We start from the raw sequence: 14408 nt of genomic DNA on the forward strand, positions 1-14408 counted from the left end.
TCGGACGCTGCTAGCTAGCTCTCTAACAAAAAGGTCACAGGCCCATCATTAACCAGCACCACCTGCATATCAGCACCAAACTGGCCGGTGGCAACGTTAGGCCAACCGGCGCGGGCATTAGCCACCAAATAATCGAACAACCTCTCTCCCTCCTCAGGCGGTGCTGCGCTAGAGAAACTAGGCCGCAGCCCCTTTCGAGTATCGGCGGCCAGAGTGAACTGAGATACTAGCAGTAAGCCTCCATTAGCCTGCTGTAAGTTATTGTTCATTTTGCCGTCGTTGTCGCTGAAGACGCGGTAGTGAAGCAACTTATGAAGTAATTTTTCAGCATCTGCTTCATTATCACCTTTTTCAACGCCTACCAGCGCCAGCAACCCTTGATCAATTGCCCCTACCACCATGCCATCTACTATTACGCTGGCATTTTTGACCCGTTGAATCAGTGCTTTCACGCTTACTCCTTGCCCTATTATCCGCTGTTGGCACTAGTGTAAGCACAAGCTAACTTTTCAGGCAAAGCATTGCTTTCGTTTAGTTTTGCCCGAGCAACGCGTCGCGAAAGCCTTTGCTCAGCGGACGCTCGCCTAGCCAGATACCAAACATGGCGCTGGCAAATTCAGCGCTGTCTTCTTCAAGCAACGTTTCTCCATTGAGTGCTAACTGCAGCAGTTCACCGTCCCAGCTAAGCAGATAGCGGTCACCGGGCGTCACATCGCGATAGCGCCGGTTAAGTCGCTCAAGAGGCTCCTGGATTTGGTTAAACTCATACAACGTAAGTGACTCTTTGAGCGTTTTTTCGGTCGCTTCGGCGAAATCGCTCGCATCGATGTCATGAAAGTAAGCCAGCTCTAAACGGCGAGGCGTATTGCTTAGTGGCTGGGGCTCAGGCGTTGCCTCCAACTGATAGTAGGCTCCTGCATAAGCGGTCCAGATCATATAACGGAATACACCGCTACCGATTAATGCATAACGTTGGCCATTATCTTCCACCACTCGGTCGAAGCGTTCGCCTCGCTCAGTCACGCTCGCGGCTGACGCCAGCGGCGCGAAGAGCACTGAGGCTCCAAAGAGCATGACACCTAAACCGATACTTTTTCTCTCACCTATTTTTTCACGTAAAAACACAGTCAGAACCTCCCAGTTGCGCGGCATGTTCGCTAACACCTGCTAGCTATACATACACGCCAGACACATAAAGGTTCCGTATAACATTTACCAAGGCCGGCACAACATAAGATCGCAGTGAGGTTCACTCAACAACATCTCGATAAGCGGGTTAGGCTGATGCGGGCGGCTACGACTGCCGAGCATCACAAGGTCAGGCGAGCGACACTTCACATAGTCGTGCAATACATCGCAGGGCTGGCCGGGCTCCAGTACCAGTTCGATATCGGGAACGCTATCTAACTCTCGCATTAGGCTTTCCACTTCGCTATCTAGTGCTTCGCGCAGACGCGTCACTTCGTAGTCACGCCAGTGGGCATAGTAAGCTTGGGTACCCAGCTCCCGCTCTCCAGGCAGGCTCCAGGCATGCAGCAGTGTCAACTTGGCTTCGGGGAACCGAACTAGCGCCTCTTTAATGGTTTGCCGAGCCGTCAGCGAGAAATCAACCGGCACGACAATATGCTGCCACGGCTGAGTAGGCAGGTAAGACGCAACAACCACAGGGCAGGGCGCGCTGCGCAGTACACGCATTAAGGTGGTGCCCGCGAGCAAGTCTTTCTGGCCACGCTTGCGGTGCATCCCTAAAATAATCAGCGATGCATGGCGTTCATGGGCTTCACGAACAATTTCAACATGAGGAGAACCCACCACCGTTTGGATCATCAGCGAAGGCTCTTCCAGGGCGTAGTCCTCGCGCAAATCCGTCAGCGTAGCGCTGATATCCTCATTAACGGCGCGTTCAAGGTCATGAAGCATGCGGTGGGGCAGGTAGGGATCGAGCACATGAAGAATATCCAGCTGCGCGCCCTGGGCGTAAGCTAAACGCAGGGCACGAGCGAATGCGGCTCGGTTATCCTCGGAAAGGTCTGTGGCAAAAAGCAGCGTGCGAGACATTGGGCAACTCCTTGGCCGAACAGCTCAGCCTGACAGGCAATCAAACGGGCAACCTTCAGCATGGTGCCCGTTTGCGCATATCGCAAGGCATCTTCTATCTTCTGCTGTGCCAAACAGCGCGTTTCCTAAGCGACGACATGTTTTCACCACCAAGCATGAAAATGATGTACCGGCCCTCGACCATTACCGACGCTTAGTCTGACGCTCGCTTCTAACGCGGCATGTAGCCACTGCTTTGCTTCGCTAATGGCCTGGGTCGGAGCATCGATACCTGCATCCATGGGTAGCTTCGCTAAACAAGCCGCGATCGCAGACGAAAGTGCGCAGCCGGTGCCATGGAGATTGTCGGTGGCAATTCGCGAGGCGGGCAACCAGGTGTGACCGCTCGGCGTTGCCAATAGGTCAGGGCAGGTTTCACCACGCAAATGTCCGCCTTTAAGGACCACATAGGGCACACCCAGTTGAAGCAAGCCAGGCAACATCGCCTCCATCGTATCGAGTGTTGTTGGTGGCTCAACATCTAGTAAGACGGCCGCTTCCGGCAGGTTCGGGGTCACAACATCCGCCAGAGGCACCAAAATATCTCGCACCGCGCGGATGCCAGCATCATCGACCAGAATATCGCCGCTTTTAGCCACCATCACCGGGTCCAATACAATCCAGCGAGGACGGTGCTGGCGAAGCACGTCAGCAATTACCTCAGCGACATCACGACTGGCTACCATGCCAATTTTGACTGCATCAATGGCAACATCACCAAGCAAATGCTCTAGCTGCTCCCGTATTGCCTGGGGCGACACAGGGTACACCGATGCAACACCGCAGGTGTTTTGCACCGTGAGCGCAGTAATTACGCTGGTGCCGTAAGTGCCCAGTGCAGAAAAGGTTTTCAGGTCCGCCTGAATGCCAGCGCCGCCCGAAGGGTCAGAACCAGCAATGGTCAGTACATTGACTATCTGGGTCATACACACCTCTTACATGATAGACGGCAGCCAAGTGGCAATTCCCGGGAAAAATGCCAGCGCCAGCAGCATACCTAGCTGCAGCAGGATAAACGGAATCACCCCTTTGTAAATGGCGGAGGTAGGCACGCTATGAGGTGTGACGCCCCGCAAATAGAACAGCGCAAACCCAAAAGGAGGCGTCAAGAACGACGTTTGCAAGTTCACCGCGATCATGATGCCAAGCCAAATAGGGTCAATTCCCATGGCAAGTAACACTGGGCCTACGATAGGTACAACAACAAAGGTGATTTCAATAAAGTCGAGGATAAAGCCGAGCAAGAAGATGACCAGCATGACCACTAATGTGGCGCCAACAACGCCGCCAGGCATCGATTCAAATAACTCGGTAACGAGGTCTTCACCGCCATAAGCACGGAATACCAATGAGAACAGCGTTGCCCCAATCAAAATGAGGAATACCATGCTGGTCACTTGTGCCGTGGAGTGGAGTACCTCTTTCAACATGACAAGGTTCAAACGACGGTTGGCGGCTGCCAATAACAGTGCGCCAAACGCACCTACCGCAGAGGCTTCCGTGGGCGTCGCAAAACCGCCTAATATGGACCCCAAAACGGCAACAATCAATAAGACAGGTGGCAGTAAGCCTTTTAGTAACAGCGGCAAAATACTGCCAGTATGGCCAAGTTCTGCTTTTAAAGCGGCACGATCCGCAGCGGGGGCAGCATCAGGCTTTAGCCATGCCACGATGAGCAGATAAGTAATATAAGCCACTACCAGCAGTAACCCCGGCACCAGTGCGCCAATAAACAGGTCACCAATGGAGAGCGTTTTTGGGCTCCACACGCCCATCGAAAGTTGCGCTTGCTGATAGGCGTTTGATAACACATCGCCCAATAACACCAATGCAATGGAAGGCGGAATAATCTGACCCAACGTACCAGTCGCGCAAATAGTGCCGGTTGCCAAGGCGGGCGAATAACCACGTTTTAACATCGTGGGTAACGATAATAAGCCCATTGTGACGACTGTTGCGCCGACAATACCGGTGGATGCCGCCAGCAACATACCGACAATCACAACCGAAATCCCCAGACCGCCGCGCAGCCCACCAAACGCCATCGCCATTGCATCTAGCAGCGTTTCAGCGACCCGTGACTTCTCTAACAAAACGCCCATTAAGACAAATAGCGGTACCGCAAGCAGCGTTTGATTCGTCATAATGCCGTATAGCCGATTAGGCATCGCATTCATCATGCGCGACTCAAAGGGAACAGCAACCCCCATCGACTGAAGCAATAACCCAAGGCCTGCAAACGCCAGCGCGGTTCCCGCCAATGACAAAGCCACTGGGTAACCTAGCATCAGCACCGCGCATACCGTCGCAAATAGCACCAACGGCATGAAGTCTAATAAAAGTGCTAGCACTAGATAACCTCCTCATGCCCGTGGGGTACATTGGGTAATTTGCCGCAAATAATAAGCAATTGGCGTATTAGCTGCGCCACTGCCTGAACAAGCAGCAGCCCAACCATCGCCAAAATGAGTGTTTTCAGCAGAAAGACCCCCGGGATACCGCCATCTGGCGAACGCTCCATGATGACCCAGCTGCTGCGCACGTATTGAAAACTGCTCACCGCAATAAACAGTGAAACAGGGATCAATAACAGTAGCGTTCCCAAAAAATCGACCCAGGCTCGACCCCGGGCAGTTAAACGACGATAAAAGATATCTACACGGACGTGCCCATCACGCTTCAGTGTCCATGCGGCTCCCAACATAAACACGGCAGCGTGCATGTACATCACCGACTCTTGCATCACGATGCTGTTAACACCTAAGAAGTAGCGCATAACGACAACGGCAAACTGCACCACCATCATAATAATCACTAGCCAGGCTACTGCTCGGCCAACCCCTTCGGTTAAACCGTCAAGCCAACGTAGTAACCATGGTTCCAGGGTATTATTGTTCATTAGAAGAATCCCTACATAAATAAGCAGCGGCCCAGAATCATCGCTGATTCTGGGCCTGCCGTCACCCTCTGAGCTGACCTTCGAAATGAAGGTTCGCCATATGCGTCTGCCATACTCTACATGAGAGGCTACTCGCTAGATTTTTTTTCCAAACGCCTAGCATCGGCTTTAGCCAACGCGTCAAGACAGGCGCTAGGCAGCGGTAAATCCACCGCAATTGGCAAATGATCAGAAAACAGGTGATCCAGCACGCGCACGTCGGCGGCTTCAAGGGTCTGCGACAGCAAAATATGATCCAGGGCGCGGCGCGGCTGCCAAGATGGATAGCTGAGCAGCGGCTTTACTGGGTGAAGCGGCAGCGAGGTGCTAAACCGTTCGTGAGCGTGCAACTGCTCAGGCGTGCAGTTCAGGTCTCCCATCACAACAACATGGCGCAGAGGCTCGATAATATCACTCAGATAGTTCAACTGGCGCACCCGCCCACGGTGGCTAAGTGCCAGATGGGCGACAAAGATATGTAAGGCGTCGGGGCCTTCACCAAAGCGTGCGTGAATCGCTCCTCGCCCGGGCAACATGCCCGGTAGCCGATACTCTTCAATATGACACGGCACCAGACGGGAAAGTAACCCATTACTATGCTGAGCAAACTGCCCTAAGTTGCGGTTTAGCTGCTGAAAATAATGGGGAAATCTAGCTTGTGCAGCGAGGTATTCCACTTGGTTGACGCGGCTTGAACGAAAGCTACCACCATCAACCTCCTGCAACCCGACAACATCAAACTTCTCCAACACGCTACCCATCAACGCCAAGCGCTTAAGCCGCTCCGGATGGGGTAACACATGCTGCCAGCTACGCGTCAGGTAGTGATGATAGGCCGACGTTTGAATGCCCACCTGCAGATTAAATGTCAACAGGCGTATATGGCCCCTCTCAACCAGAGAGGAAGCAGTAGGTGATGCAGGCGAGCGTATTGGCCCACCTGCATGTCCATGCTCCAACACTATTACTCTGCGCGCTCGGCACGCACCCGCTCAACGAGGGCATCCGCAATTTGCGGCATATTTTCGAGGCTACCCGCGGTGCTAGGAGTAATCACATAGCGGCCATCCACGACTAGTGCTGGCACGCCCATCAGGCGCATCTCACGCATGCGGCTATGTGCCTTATTAACGTCGCTGCGTACACTAAATGCGCCCAGCGCCTGCTTTGCTTCTTCGGTGCTCACACCATAATTCGAGAAAAACTCAGCAATCTCATCAGCTTCCGTTAACGAACGACCATCTTCGTGGATAGCGCTGAAGAAATCCGCATGTAACTCGTCTCTGATACCTAAAGATTCAGCTGCATAAAACGCCGTTGCATGGGTATTCCAGTCACCACCCATAGTGGCCGGTAAGTGCACAACGCTAACATCATCTTCAAGCGTCTCGAACCACTCACTTACTGGTGCCTGCAGGCGGTAACAGTGAGGGCAACCAAACCAAAACGCTTCAGTCACTTCAATCTGCCCTTCTTCTACTTGGGTCGACACAGGTGACTCAAGGAGTGTGTAGTGCTGCCCTTCAACTAACTCTTGGGCACTCACAGCAGCAGAAAGACCTAAACCAGCCAACGCGGTCATTAACGTTTTAAACATAGCGAGAATTCTCCGAGGATAAGCGAAGGCTGTGACTGCAGATAACAGCCACAGGTTCCCCACCCTGCCAAGTTAGTTAGGCTAGATGAGGAACCTAACGCATCGCGTTTAATGCAGCCCTAACAGATAGTTCGCTACGGCTTCCATATCGTTGTCACTCATTTTGGACGCAATATCACGCATGATATTGTTCGGGTCATTTGAACGCTCACCGGAAGCAAAGTCCTGTAGGGTTTGAATGGTATACTCAGCATGCTGGCCTGAAAGCGCTGGGTATACTGCGCTGCCAATACCTGCGCCGGTAGGTGTATGGCAGGCGCTACACGACGGTATGCCTTTCGCCATGTCACCCGCCCGATAAAGCTCTTCGCCCCGCGCAAGCAGCTCAGCATCCTCATCGCTGGTCTGGCCGAGGTTAGCATCTTGCCCCGCATAAAAAGCCGCTACGTCCCAGGCATCTTGATCGGAGAAGTCATCGACTTGCCCTGCCATAGTGGGAACCATGCGATCACCGTCACGAATATCCTTGATCTGCTTGGCCAGATAGGACATCTGCTGCCCTGCCAGGTTTGGAAAAGCGCCCGATGGACTGACACCCGCTTGACCATGACAGGCTGCGCAGGTCTGGGCGAGTTCACGACCAGCTGCCGAGTCTGCATCGGCTTGGTAGTCGGTTTGAGCGTATACGGTGCCAACGGCACCCATGGTAATTGCCAGGCTTGCCAGTAACTTTCTCATTGCTATTCCACTATGCCGTTTGATTATTGACTGGTACGCACCCTGGGCGCTGCCCAGGTTCAGCACTTTACCAGGGTCAGCTCCGCCAAAACGAACAACATGTCGTGTTGGTCGCTGCAGGCTAGAGCGCGATGGTACACTAGCGCCCCAGGTCGCAGTTATAAACCGCTTGCATTATAACGAATCACCCTAGCGGCGGGAATGCAAGTCCAGGACTGCTTTTGGGGTAATTCGTCGCGGTACCACTCTTCACCTACCTAAAATGGTGAAGCGGGGCCGTTCTATATGTCTGTTTTTCAGGATTAATCCATGCCTACCCCCCATGATAGCCCAGTCTCTCGACTAAACTACCCCACTGCCCGCTTTATGGTCAGTGCCCCGACCCTTGCGCTTTGCCCAGACGATACTGGCGCGGAAGTGGCGTTTGCCGGGCGCTCCAACGCTGGCAAATCAAGCGCGATCAATGCGCTGACTCAGCAAACAGCGCTGGCGCGTACCTCGCGCACGCCTGGGCGCACCCAACTGATCAACTTTTTCAGCATCATGAACGACGAATCGCGTCGCTTGGTCGACTTACCCGGTTACGGCTACGCTAAAGTGCCTGAAGCGGTGAAACTAGAGTGGCAACAGCACCTGTCTGACTATCTACGCGGCCGTTTTAGTTTGCGTGGCCTTGTACTGCTAATGGACGTGCGCCACCCGCTGACCGAGTTCGACCAAATGATGCTCAGCTATGCCGATAAGCGGGAAATGCCTGTGCATATTCTGCTCACCAAATCGGACAAATTGAAACGAGGCCCTGCTAGCGCTGCGCTGCAAAAAGTGCGTTCGCGCTTAAAAGAGTGGGAAGACCTCGTCTCGGTACAGCTCTTCTCGTCATTGAAACGTGATGGCGTCGACACGCTTTCTCAGAAACTCGACCACTGGTTACATACGCCAGCGGAAGAAACCACGCGACAGGAATAAACCACGTATTAATGGCGCTTCTCTAACCACTGAATGACCTCTGGCAACTCTTTTACATGGGCAATTCGGTGAACCCGTGCGGGCAGTGGCTGATCGCCTTGCTGGGCAATCCACACGGCATGCATACCTAATTGCTGAGCGGGTACCACATCCTCTTGCCAGGAGTCACCCACATGCATAGCACGCTGCGGCACGACATTCAGCCTCTCAAGTGCCGTGAGAAATGGCTTTGGGTCTGGTTTCGGTGCCAGCAATTCGCCAGCGGCAATGGCCACAGGGAAGTACGCGGCTAACGGCTGGCGCTTTAAATGTATATTACCGTTGGTAATAGCGGCTAGCTGGTAACGCTCGGCTAGCGTGGATAATAGCCCTGCAGCTTCAGGATGCGGCGTGACCTGTACCCGCAGGCGATGAAACTCGTTCATCGCCGCCGCGGCCCACAGCAGTGCAGCACTGCGCGTCAGACCGTGAGCTTCTAGTTGCTCTTCCAACGCGCGCAGCCTCAACCAAGTAAAGTCGCCTCGGCGTTCCGGTACTTGTTGCGCCCACGCTTGGCGGCGCTGTAGATAATCTGCCAGCCCTTGTTCATAGCCCAACGCTAAGGGGGCTTCCTGGCGTTTAGCGCGCCACGCCACGAGAGCCTCAAGCAACCAGCGGTAGTGGCCCTCTTCGGTTTTCAGCATAACCCCTTGGTTATCCCACAGCGTATCATCCAAATCAAACGTAATCGCTTGTAGAGAAACCATGGTTAACTCCGGGTAGGGCGGCGTTTAGCGCGAGGGTGGGCGGCATCATAGCTTTCGGCTAAGTGCTGCCAATCCAGACGCGTGTAGACTTGTGTCGTCGACAGATTAGCGTGGCCAAGCAATTCCTGAACCGCGCGTAAATCCTGGCTAGACTCCAGCAGGTGACTAGCAAATGAGTGGCGCAGCCGGTGGGGATGCAAATGCTCGGGCAAGCCACGCACAACGGAAAGCTGTGCCAAACGCTTTTGAATACCACGATGCCCTAATCGCTGGCCACGTTGACTCACGAATAGTGCTATTTCAGCGTCAGCCGCCAGCAGGCTACGGCATTTCAGCCACTCATTTAATGCCTGATCGGCACGTTTGCCCACCGGTACTTGGCGCGGCTTGCTTCCTTTACCTATGACGCGCACATGGTGGGCATTTAAGTGGCCAAGATCCAACGCAGCTAGCTCAGCGAGGCGCAGACCGCTGGAGTAAAACAGCTCCAGCATCGCTTGGTCACGTACGGCCAGGGGAGTGCCATCATGGGGCATATCCAAAAACTGCGACAGTGCATCAACATCCAGCGGCCGAGGAAGGTGGCTGGGCTGCTTTGGCGTGCGTAGCAATCCCACAGGGTTATCAGCGAGCACCTGCTGCTGCACAAGGTAGTCGGCAAAGCGCGATAGCGCCGCGCGCCTGCGTGCAAGACTTCTGGGCGCGAGTCCACGGCTGCGCTCTGCGCCGAGAAAAGCCCTGAGCAGCGCTGTAGTTAAAGCCGCACCATCGGTCACGCCCTGCTGCTCAACGAATCGGCATAGCGCGGTTAAGTCCTGGCGATAAGCTGCCACCGTCGCAGGGCTTGCATGGGCAGCAAGTGCGCTTAGGTAGCTCGCCACCTGCCTTTCAAGTGGGTTACTACCCATGGTGCCCAAGGCGTATTAACAGCCGCGACACAAAATCACCAAGGTATTCAGTGAATAAGGTGTCCATGCTGGCCCGATAGCAGTCGGGGTCAGGGCTGGCAAGTAACAAATAACCAAGTTGCTCACCCGCGGAAAGCCGTGAGATGGCACAGGAGCCAGCTTTGCGGGGGGCTTTGGTATGCGGCAACAAGCACTTCCAATCGCTCACACTTAGCTTAGCGCAGCGGCTAGTGCGGCCATCTAGCAACGCCGCCAAACGTGCGCTAGCGTGCTGATCTAATACATGGCGCGGTGGCTGTGGCGGCGTTGGTTCATTATCGCTGAGTGAGGCAGGGCACCATAATGCCATCATAGGTGTTTGGAAGTGCTCACTTAGCTGAGTTGCCAGCGCCTGGGCCAGCGCATCGCGGTCTTGCGCCTCGACTAGCGCCAGCAGCGTTTCGCGCAGGCGGCGGTATTGAGACTCGTTATGCCGTGCAGTTTCTAGCAGGTGCTCCAGGCGACCTTCTGCCGTTTCAGCACGCTGGCGTAAATCAAACACCAGCCGCTCTAACAACGACACTGCCCCATCAATATGGGGATGCGGCACCGTGAGCTGTTGAAGAAGCCCTTCACGTCCCACAAAAAAATCAGGGTGACGAGCTAGCCAAAACGCCACTTGATCAGGGTCAAGCGTTTTGCGTGGCTCGGGGGCTTGAGACATCGCCGTTCTCCTCGAATTAGTTGAGAGTAACACGGCCGTCGAAGACGCGGGTGGCAGGGCCAACCATCACCAGCGATCCTTCTGGGTCGGGCCACTCAATACTTAGCTGGCCGCCCGGCAGGTGAACGTCTACTGGGCTTTTTAAAAGCCCCTGACGAATGCCGCTGGCCACTGCTGCGCAGGCACCGGTACCACAGGCCAGCGTCTCGCCACTACCACGCTCATACACCCGCAGACGAATCTCGCTGGGTGACACAACCTGCATAAAGCCCACGTTCACTCGCTTGGGAAAGCGGGCATGGGACTCCAGCAACGGCCCTAGACGCTCAACGGGGGCACTATCAACGTTCTCGACCTGTAGCACCGCATGAGGGTTGCCCATTGACACCACCCCAAGCGCCAGCGTGTCGCCTTCCACGTCAACACGATGCAATGGCTGATCACCCGCCGCTTCAAACGGCAGTGTGGCAGGATTAAAGCGCGGCCTGCCCATATCAACACGCACCATACCGTCGTGCTGCACATTCAACACCAGCGGCCCTCCAGCGGTTTCTACATGAATTTCGTGCTTATGGGTCAGGCGTTGATCACGAACAAAGCGTGCAAAGCAGCGCGCGCCATTACCACAATTTTCGACTTCGCTACCGTCAGCGTTATAGATACGGTAGCGAAAATCCATATCGGGGTCTCGGGGCGGCTCGACGATCAACAGCTGATCAAAGCCAATACCAAAGCGCCTATCCGCCAACTGGCGAATTTGCTCATCGCGCAAGCGAGCACGCTGAGTGACCAGGTCCACCACCATAAAGTCGTTACCCAGACCATGCATTTTGGTGAAGTGGAGCAGCATCAGCGCTCCCCTTCTGGTAGCAGCGCTTCACCGGCCCACAAATTTTCCAGGCTCTCCCGTGCACGCACCACGTGGATGCTGCTGCCATCGACCATCACTTCCGGCGGACGCGGGCGGCTGTTGTAATTAGATGCCATCACAAAGCCATAAGCGCCCGCCGATCGAACGGCCAGTAAATCGCCTTCGGCAATTGCCAGTTCGCGCTCTTTGCCGAGAAAGTCACCGGTTTCGCAGACAGGGCCAACCACATCGTATACCGCTCTGCTGCGCGTTTGCCGAGTATCCACCGGCACAATGGCCTGCCATGCTTGATACAGCGCTGGGCGGATCAGGTCATTCATGGCGGCATCAACAATCGCGAAGTTTTTGGTTTCGCCGGGTTTTAAAAACTCCACGCGGGTCAACATCAGACCAGCGTTAGCCGCAATCGAGCGCCCTGGTTCAAAGAGCAACGTGAGTGTTTCTCCACCTTCCCAACGGGAAAGGCGCGCTAGTAGCTGGCTAGCGTAATCAAACGGCTGGGGAGGCGTCTCGTCACGGTAAGGCACACCTAAGCCACCGCCTAGATCCAAATGATCGATCTCAATACCCCGCTCACGCAGCCGCTCCATCAGCACTAACAGGCGTTCTAGGGCATCCAAAAACGGGGCGGTTTCGGTTAGTTGAGAGCCAATGTGGCAATCAAGACCCTTCACCCGCAGGTGGGGCAAGCTGGCGGCCAGCGCGTAAACATCCAGCGCTTCATCGACGGGAATGCCAAACTTGTTATCTTTTAGCCCTGTCGAAATATACGGGTGGGTGCCTGCATCTACATCCGGGTTGACCCGCAGGGAAACGGGTGCCACCTTGCCAAGCTCCCCCGCCACAGCGTTGAGGCGTTCAAGCTCGGGACGAGATTCAACGTTAAAGCATTTAATGCCTGCTTCTAGCGCACGCGCCATTTCGTGAGGCTGCTTGGCAACGCCCGAAAACACCACTTTTGACGGGTCGCCGCCCGCTTTCAGCACGCGTTCAAGCTCGCCAATCGAGACAATATCAAACCCAGCGCCCAGCCGAGCAAGCAGGCCCAGTACCGCTAAATTAGAGTTGGCCTTTACCGCATAACAAATCAGATGAGGATGGCCACCCAGTGCTTCGGTATAGGCTCGAAAGTGGCGCTCTAACGTCGCTTTTGAGTAGACATAGCAGGGCGTGCCCAGCTCTTCGGCGACCTGAGTAAGCGGGACGTCTTCAGCAAATAGCACGCCATCGCGGTAGTTAAAGTGATCCATTACCCCTCCTGCTCAGCAGTCGCTTCATCTGGCAAATAAAGCGGTCCTTTCTGACCACAACCAACTAACAGTAGCGTGATCAGCAGCACCGCACTAAACGTGGTGACACAACGCTTCATGCGGCACCTTTCAGCGACGCCAGCGCCCCACGGGCACGGCTGGCAGCAGCACGCACTTGGTCAGGCGCCGTACCGCCAATATGATTCCGGGCGGCCACTGAACCCTCCAGTGTGAGCACCTCAAACACATCCTGCTCAATCGTGGCAGAGAACTGCTGCAGTTCTTCAAGGGTCATTTCCGATAGATCTTTCTTGGTCTTTAAGCCATAAGCTACTGACTGGCCGACAATTTCATGAGCATCGCGGAAGGCTACTCCTTTGCGTACCAGGTAATCCGCAAGGTCAGTGGCGGTCGAGAATCCGCGCCGTGCGGCTTCATACATACTGTCTTTTTTCGGCTCAATAGCAGGCACCATGTCGGCAAATGCTTTTAAGCAGTCGCGCACGGTATCAACGGCGTCAAACAGCGGCTCTTTATCTTCCTGGTTATCCTTATTGTAAGCCAGGGGCTGAGACTTCATCAGCGTTAGCAGCGCCATCAGGTGGCCATAGACTCGGCCTGTTTTGCCACGCACCAGCTCGGGGACATCTGGATTCTTCTTTTGCGGCATGATCGAAGAACCGGTGCAGAAGCGGTCAGGTAGATCAATAAAGTCGAACTGAGCACTGGTCCATAGCACCAACTCTTCACTCATCCGTGACAAGTGCATTAGCAGAATGCTGGCGAAACTGGTGAATTCGATAGCGAAATCGCGATCAGAGACAGCATCTAGCGAGTTTTCTGCTGGACGATCAAAGCCAAGCAGTTCTGCCGTCACGTGACGATCGATGGGATACGTGGTGCCTGCCAGCGCCGCTGCACCCAGAGGCATGACATTAACTCGCTTGCGGCAGTCCAGCAGGCGCTCGTGGTCACGGGTTAGCATCTCTTGCCACGCCAGTAGGTGATGGCCAAAGGTAACCGGTTGCGCCGTTTGTAAGTGGGTAAAGCCCGGCATAATAGTATCGGCTTCACGGTCGGCAAGCTCAATCATGCCCTCACGCAGACGAACCAACTCCGCTTCAATCACGTCGATCTCATCGCGCATAAACAGACGGATATCGGTTGCCACCTGATCGTTACGCGAACGGCCGGTATGCAGCTTTTTACCAGTAATGCCAATTTTATCAGTCAGTCGTGCTTCGATATTCATATGCACGTCTTCAAGCGGTACCGACCAGTTGAACTCGCCTCGCTCAATTTCGCCTTGAATCTCGGTGAGGCCGTTGATGATAGCGTCACGCTCATCGTCGGTCAGCACACCGACCCGAGCCAGCATGGTGGCGTGGGCAATAGAGCCCTGAATATCCTGGCGCGCCAGGCGCTGGTCGAAATTCACAGACGCGGTGAAGCGTGCAACAAAAGCATCGGTGGGCTCGCTAAAGCGACCGCCCCAAGACTGGTTCGTAGCTTGGCTCATCGGAGACATATCCTGCTGACAAAACTAAGGGATTCGTTATAAGAAAGTGTACCAGAGTCACCGCACTCAGCGGCA

The 14408-nt window shown here is 54.7% G+C and carries 17 protein-coding genes; 1 reads left to right on the forward strand and 16 read right to left on the reverse strand.

Annotation, left to right across the window (positions count from 1 at the left end; genetic code table 11):
* Nucleotides 1-14: 14 nt before the first annotated feature.
* The 9 genes from dtd to HZS79_RS05585 all read right to left on the reverse strand — a co-directional run bounded on the left by dtd (nucleotide 15) and on the right by HZS79_RS05585 (nucleotide 7370).
* The gene (gene dtd, locus HZS79_RS05545) at nucleotides 15-452 is read right to left on the reverse strand and encodes a D-aminoacyl-tRNA deacylase (RefSeq protein WP_162217996.1); all 438 of its coding nucleotides are present in this window, start codon (nucleotides 450-452) and stop codon (nucleotides 15-17) included.
* A gap of 79 nt (nucleotides 453-531) precedes the next feature.
* Entirely contained in the window at nucleotides 532-1152 is a 621-nt protein-coding gene (locus HZS79_RS05550) for a chalcone isomerase family protein (RefSeq protein WP_238401392.1), read from the reverse strand.
* 60 nt (nucleotides 1153-1212) lie between these two features.
* Nucleotides 1213-2058, reverse strand: coding sequence for a universal stress protein (locus HZS79_RS05555; protein ID WP_179927271.1), 846 nt, complete (start codon nucleotides 2056-2058; stop codon nucleotides 1213-1215).
* 143 nt (nucleotides 2059-2201) lie between these two features.
* Nucleotides 2202-3023: a bifunctional hydroxymethylpyrimidine kinase/phosphomethylpyrimidine kinase gene (gene thiD / locus HZS79_RS05560; RefSeq protein WP_162217998.1), complete on the reverse strand. Its 822-nt coding sequence runs from the start codon at nucleotides 3021-3023 to the stop codon at nucleotides 2202-2204.
* 9 nt (nucleotides 3024-3032) lie between these two features.
* Nucleotides 3033-4448 (reverse strand): TRAP transporter large permease subunit, encoded by a 1416-nt coding sequence (locus HZS79_RS05565; RefSeq protein ID WP_162217999.1) that lies wholly within the window; start codon nucleotides 4446-4448, stop codon nucleotides 3033-3035.
* The gene (locus HZS79_RS05570) at nucleotides 4448-4996 is read right to left on the reverse strand and encodes a TRAP transporter small permease subunit (protein WP_162218000.1); all 549 of its coding nucleotides are present in this window, start codon (nucleotides 4994-4996) and stop codon (nucleotides 4448-4450) included. The genes HZS79_RS05565 and HZS79_RS05570 overlap by 1 nt, the downstream gene beginning before the upstream one ends.
* A gap of 128 nt (nucleotides 4997-5124) precedes the next feature.
* Nucleotides 5125-5967, reverse strand: a complete 843-nt coding sequence (locus HZS79_RS05575; RefSeq protein ID WP_162218112.1) for an endonuclease/exonuclease/phosphatase family protein — start codon at nucleotides 5965-5967, stop codon at nucleotides 5125-5127.
* 32 nt (nucleotides 5968-5999) lie between these two features.
* Entirely contained in the window at nucleotides 6000-6632 is a 633-nt protein-coding gene (locus HZS79_RS05580) for a thiol:disulfide interchange protein DsbA/DsbL (RefSeq protein ID WP_162218001.1), read from the reverse strand.
* Between the two features lie 108 nt (nucleotides 6633-6740).
* Nucleotides 6741-7370 (reverse strand): c-type cytochrome, encoded by a 630-nt coding sequence (locus tag HZS79_RS05585; protein ID WP_179927272.1) that lies wholly within the window; start codon nucleotides 7368-7370, stop codon nucleotides 6741-6743.
* A gap of 309 nt (nucleotides 7371-7679) precedes the next feature.
* Here HZS79_RS05585 and yihA point away from each other — a divergent pair, with 309 nt between their 5' ends.
* Complete coding sequence (yihA, locus tag HZS79_RS05590; protein WP_179927273.1) at nucleotides 7680-8336, forward strand: ribosome biogenesis GTP-binding protein YihA/YsxC; 657 nt, start codon at nucleotides 7680-7682, stop codon at nucleotides 8334-8336.
* An 8-nt stretch (nucleotides 8337-8344) separates the two neighbouring features.
* Here yihA and HZS79_RS05595 read toward each other — a convergent pair whose 3' ends face one another.
* Genes HZS79_RS05595 through argH form a run of 7 tightly spaced genes read right to left on the reverse strand, consistent with a single transcriptional unit; the run spans nucleotide 8345 to nucleotide 14333 of the window.
* Entirely contained in the window at nucleotides 8345-9082 is a 738-nt protein-coding gene (locus tag HZS79_RS05595) for an HAD family hydrolase (RefSeq protein ID WP_162218004.1), read from the reverse strand.
* A 2-nt stretch (nucleotides 9083-9084) separates the two neighbouring features.
* Nucleotides 9085-9990, reverse strand: coding sequence for a tyrosine recombinase XerC (locus tag HZS79_RS05600; protein WP_179927274.1), 906 nt, complete (start codon nucleotides 9988-9990; stop codon nucleotides 9085-9087).
* On the reverse strand, nucleotides 9983-10693 hold the full coding sequence (locus tag HZS79_RS05605) for a DUF484 family protein (RefSeq protein ID WP_179927275.1): 711 nt from the start codon (nucleotides 10691-10693) through the stop codon (nucleotides 9983-9985). The genes HZS79_RS05600 and HZS79_RS05605 overlap by 8 nt, the downstream gene beginning before the upstream one ends.
* Before the next feature lie 16 nt (nucleotides 10694-10709).
* The gene (gene dapF, locus HZS79_RS05610) at nucleotides 10710-11543 is read right to left on the reverse strand and encodes a diaminopimelate epimerase (protein WP_179927276.1); all 834 of its coding nucleotides are present in this window, start codon (nucleotides 11541-11543) and stop codon (nucleotides 10710-10712) included.
* The gene (lysA, locus tag HZS79_RS05615) at nucleotides 11543-12814 is read right to left on the reverse strand and encodes a diaminopimelate decarboxylase (RefSeq protein WP_179927277.1); all 1272 of its coding nucleotides are present in this window, start codon (nucleotides 12812-12814) and stop codon (nucleotides 11543-11545) included. The genes dapF and lysA overlap by 1 nt, the downstream gene beginning before the upstream one ends.
* Complete coding sequence (gene lptM, locus HZS79_RS05620) at nucleotides 12814-12933, reverse strand: LPS translocon maturation chaperone LptM (RefSeq protein WP_162218009.1); 120 nt, start codon at nucleotides 12931-12933, stop codon at nucleotides 12814-12816. The genes lysA and lptM overlap by 1 nt, the downstream gene beginning before the upstream one ends.
* Nucleotides 12930-14333: an argininosuccinate lyase gene (gene argH / locus HZS79_RS05625; RefSeq protein ID WP_179927278.1), complete on the reverse strand. Its 1404-nt coding sequence runs from the start codon at nucleotides 14331-14333 to the stop codon at nucleotides 12930-12932. The genes lptM and argH overlap by 4 nt, the downstream gene beginning before the upstream one ends.
* Nucleotides 14334-14408 lie beyond the last annotated feature (75 nt).

The sequence above is a fragment of the Vreelandella zhaodongensis genome (assembly GCF_013415115.1).
In the GTDB taxonomy this organism is placed as follows: domain Bacteria; phylum Pseudomonadota; class Gammaproteobacteria; order Pseudomonadales; family Halomonadaceae; genus Vreelandella; species Vreelandella zhaodongensis.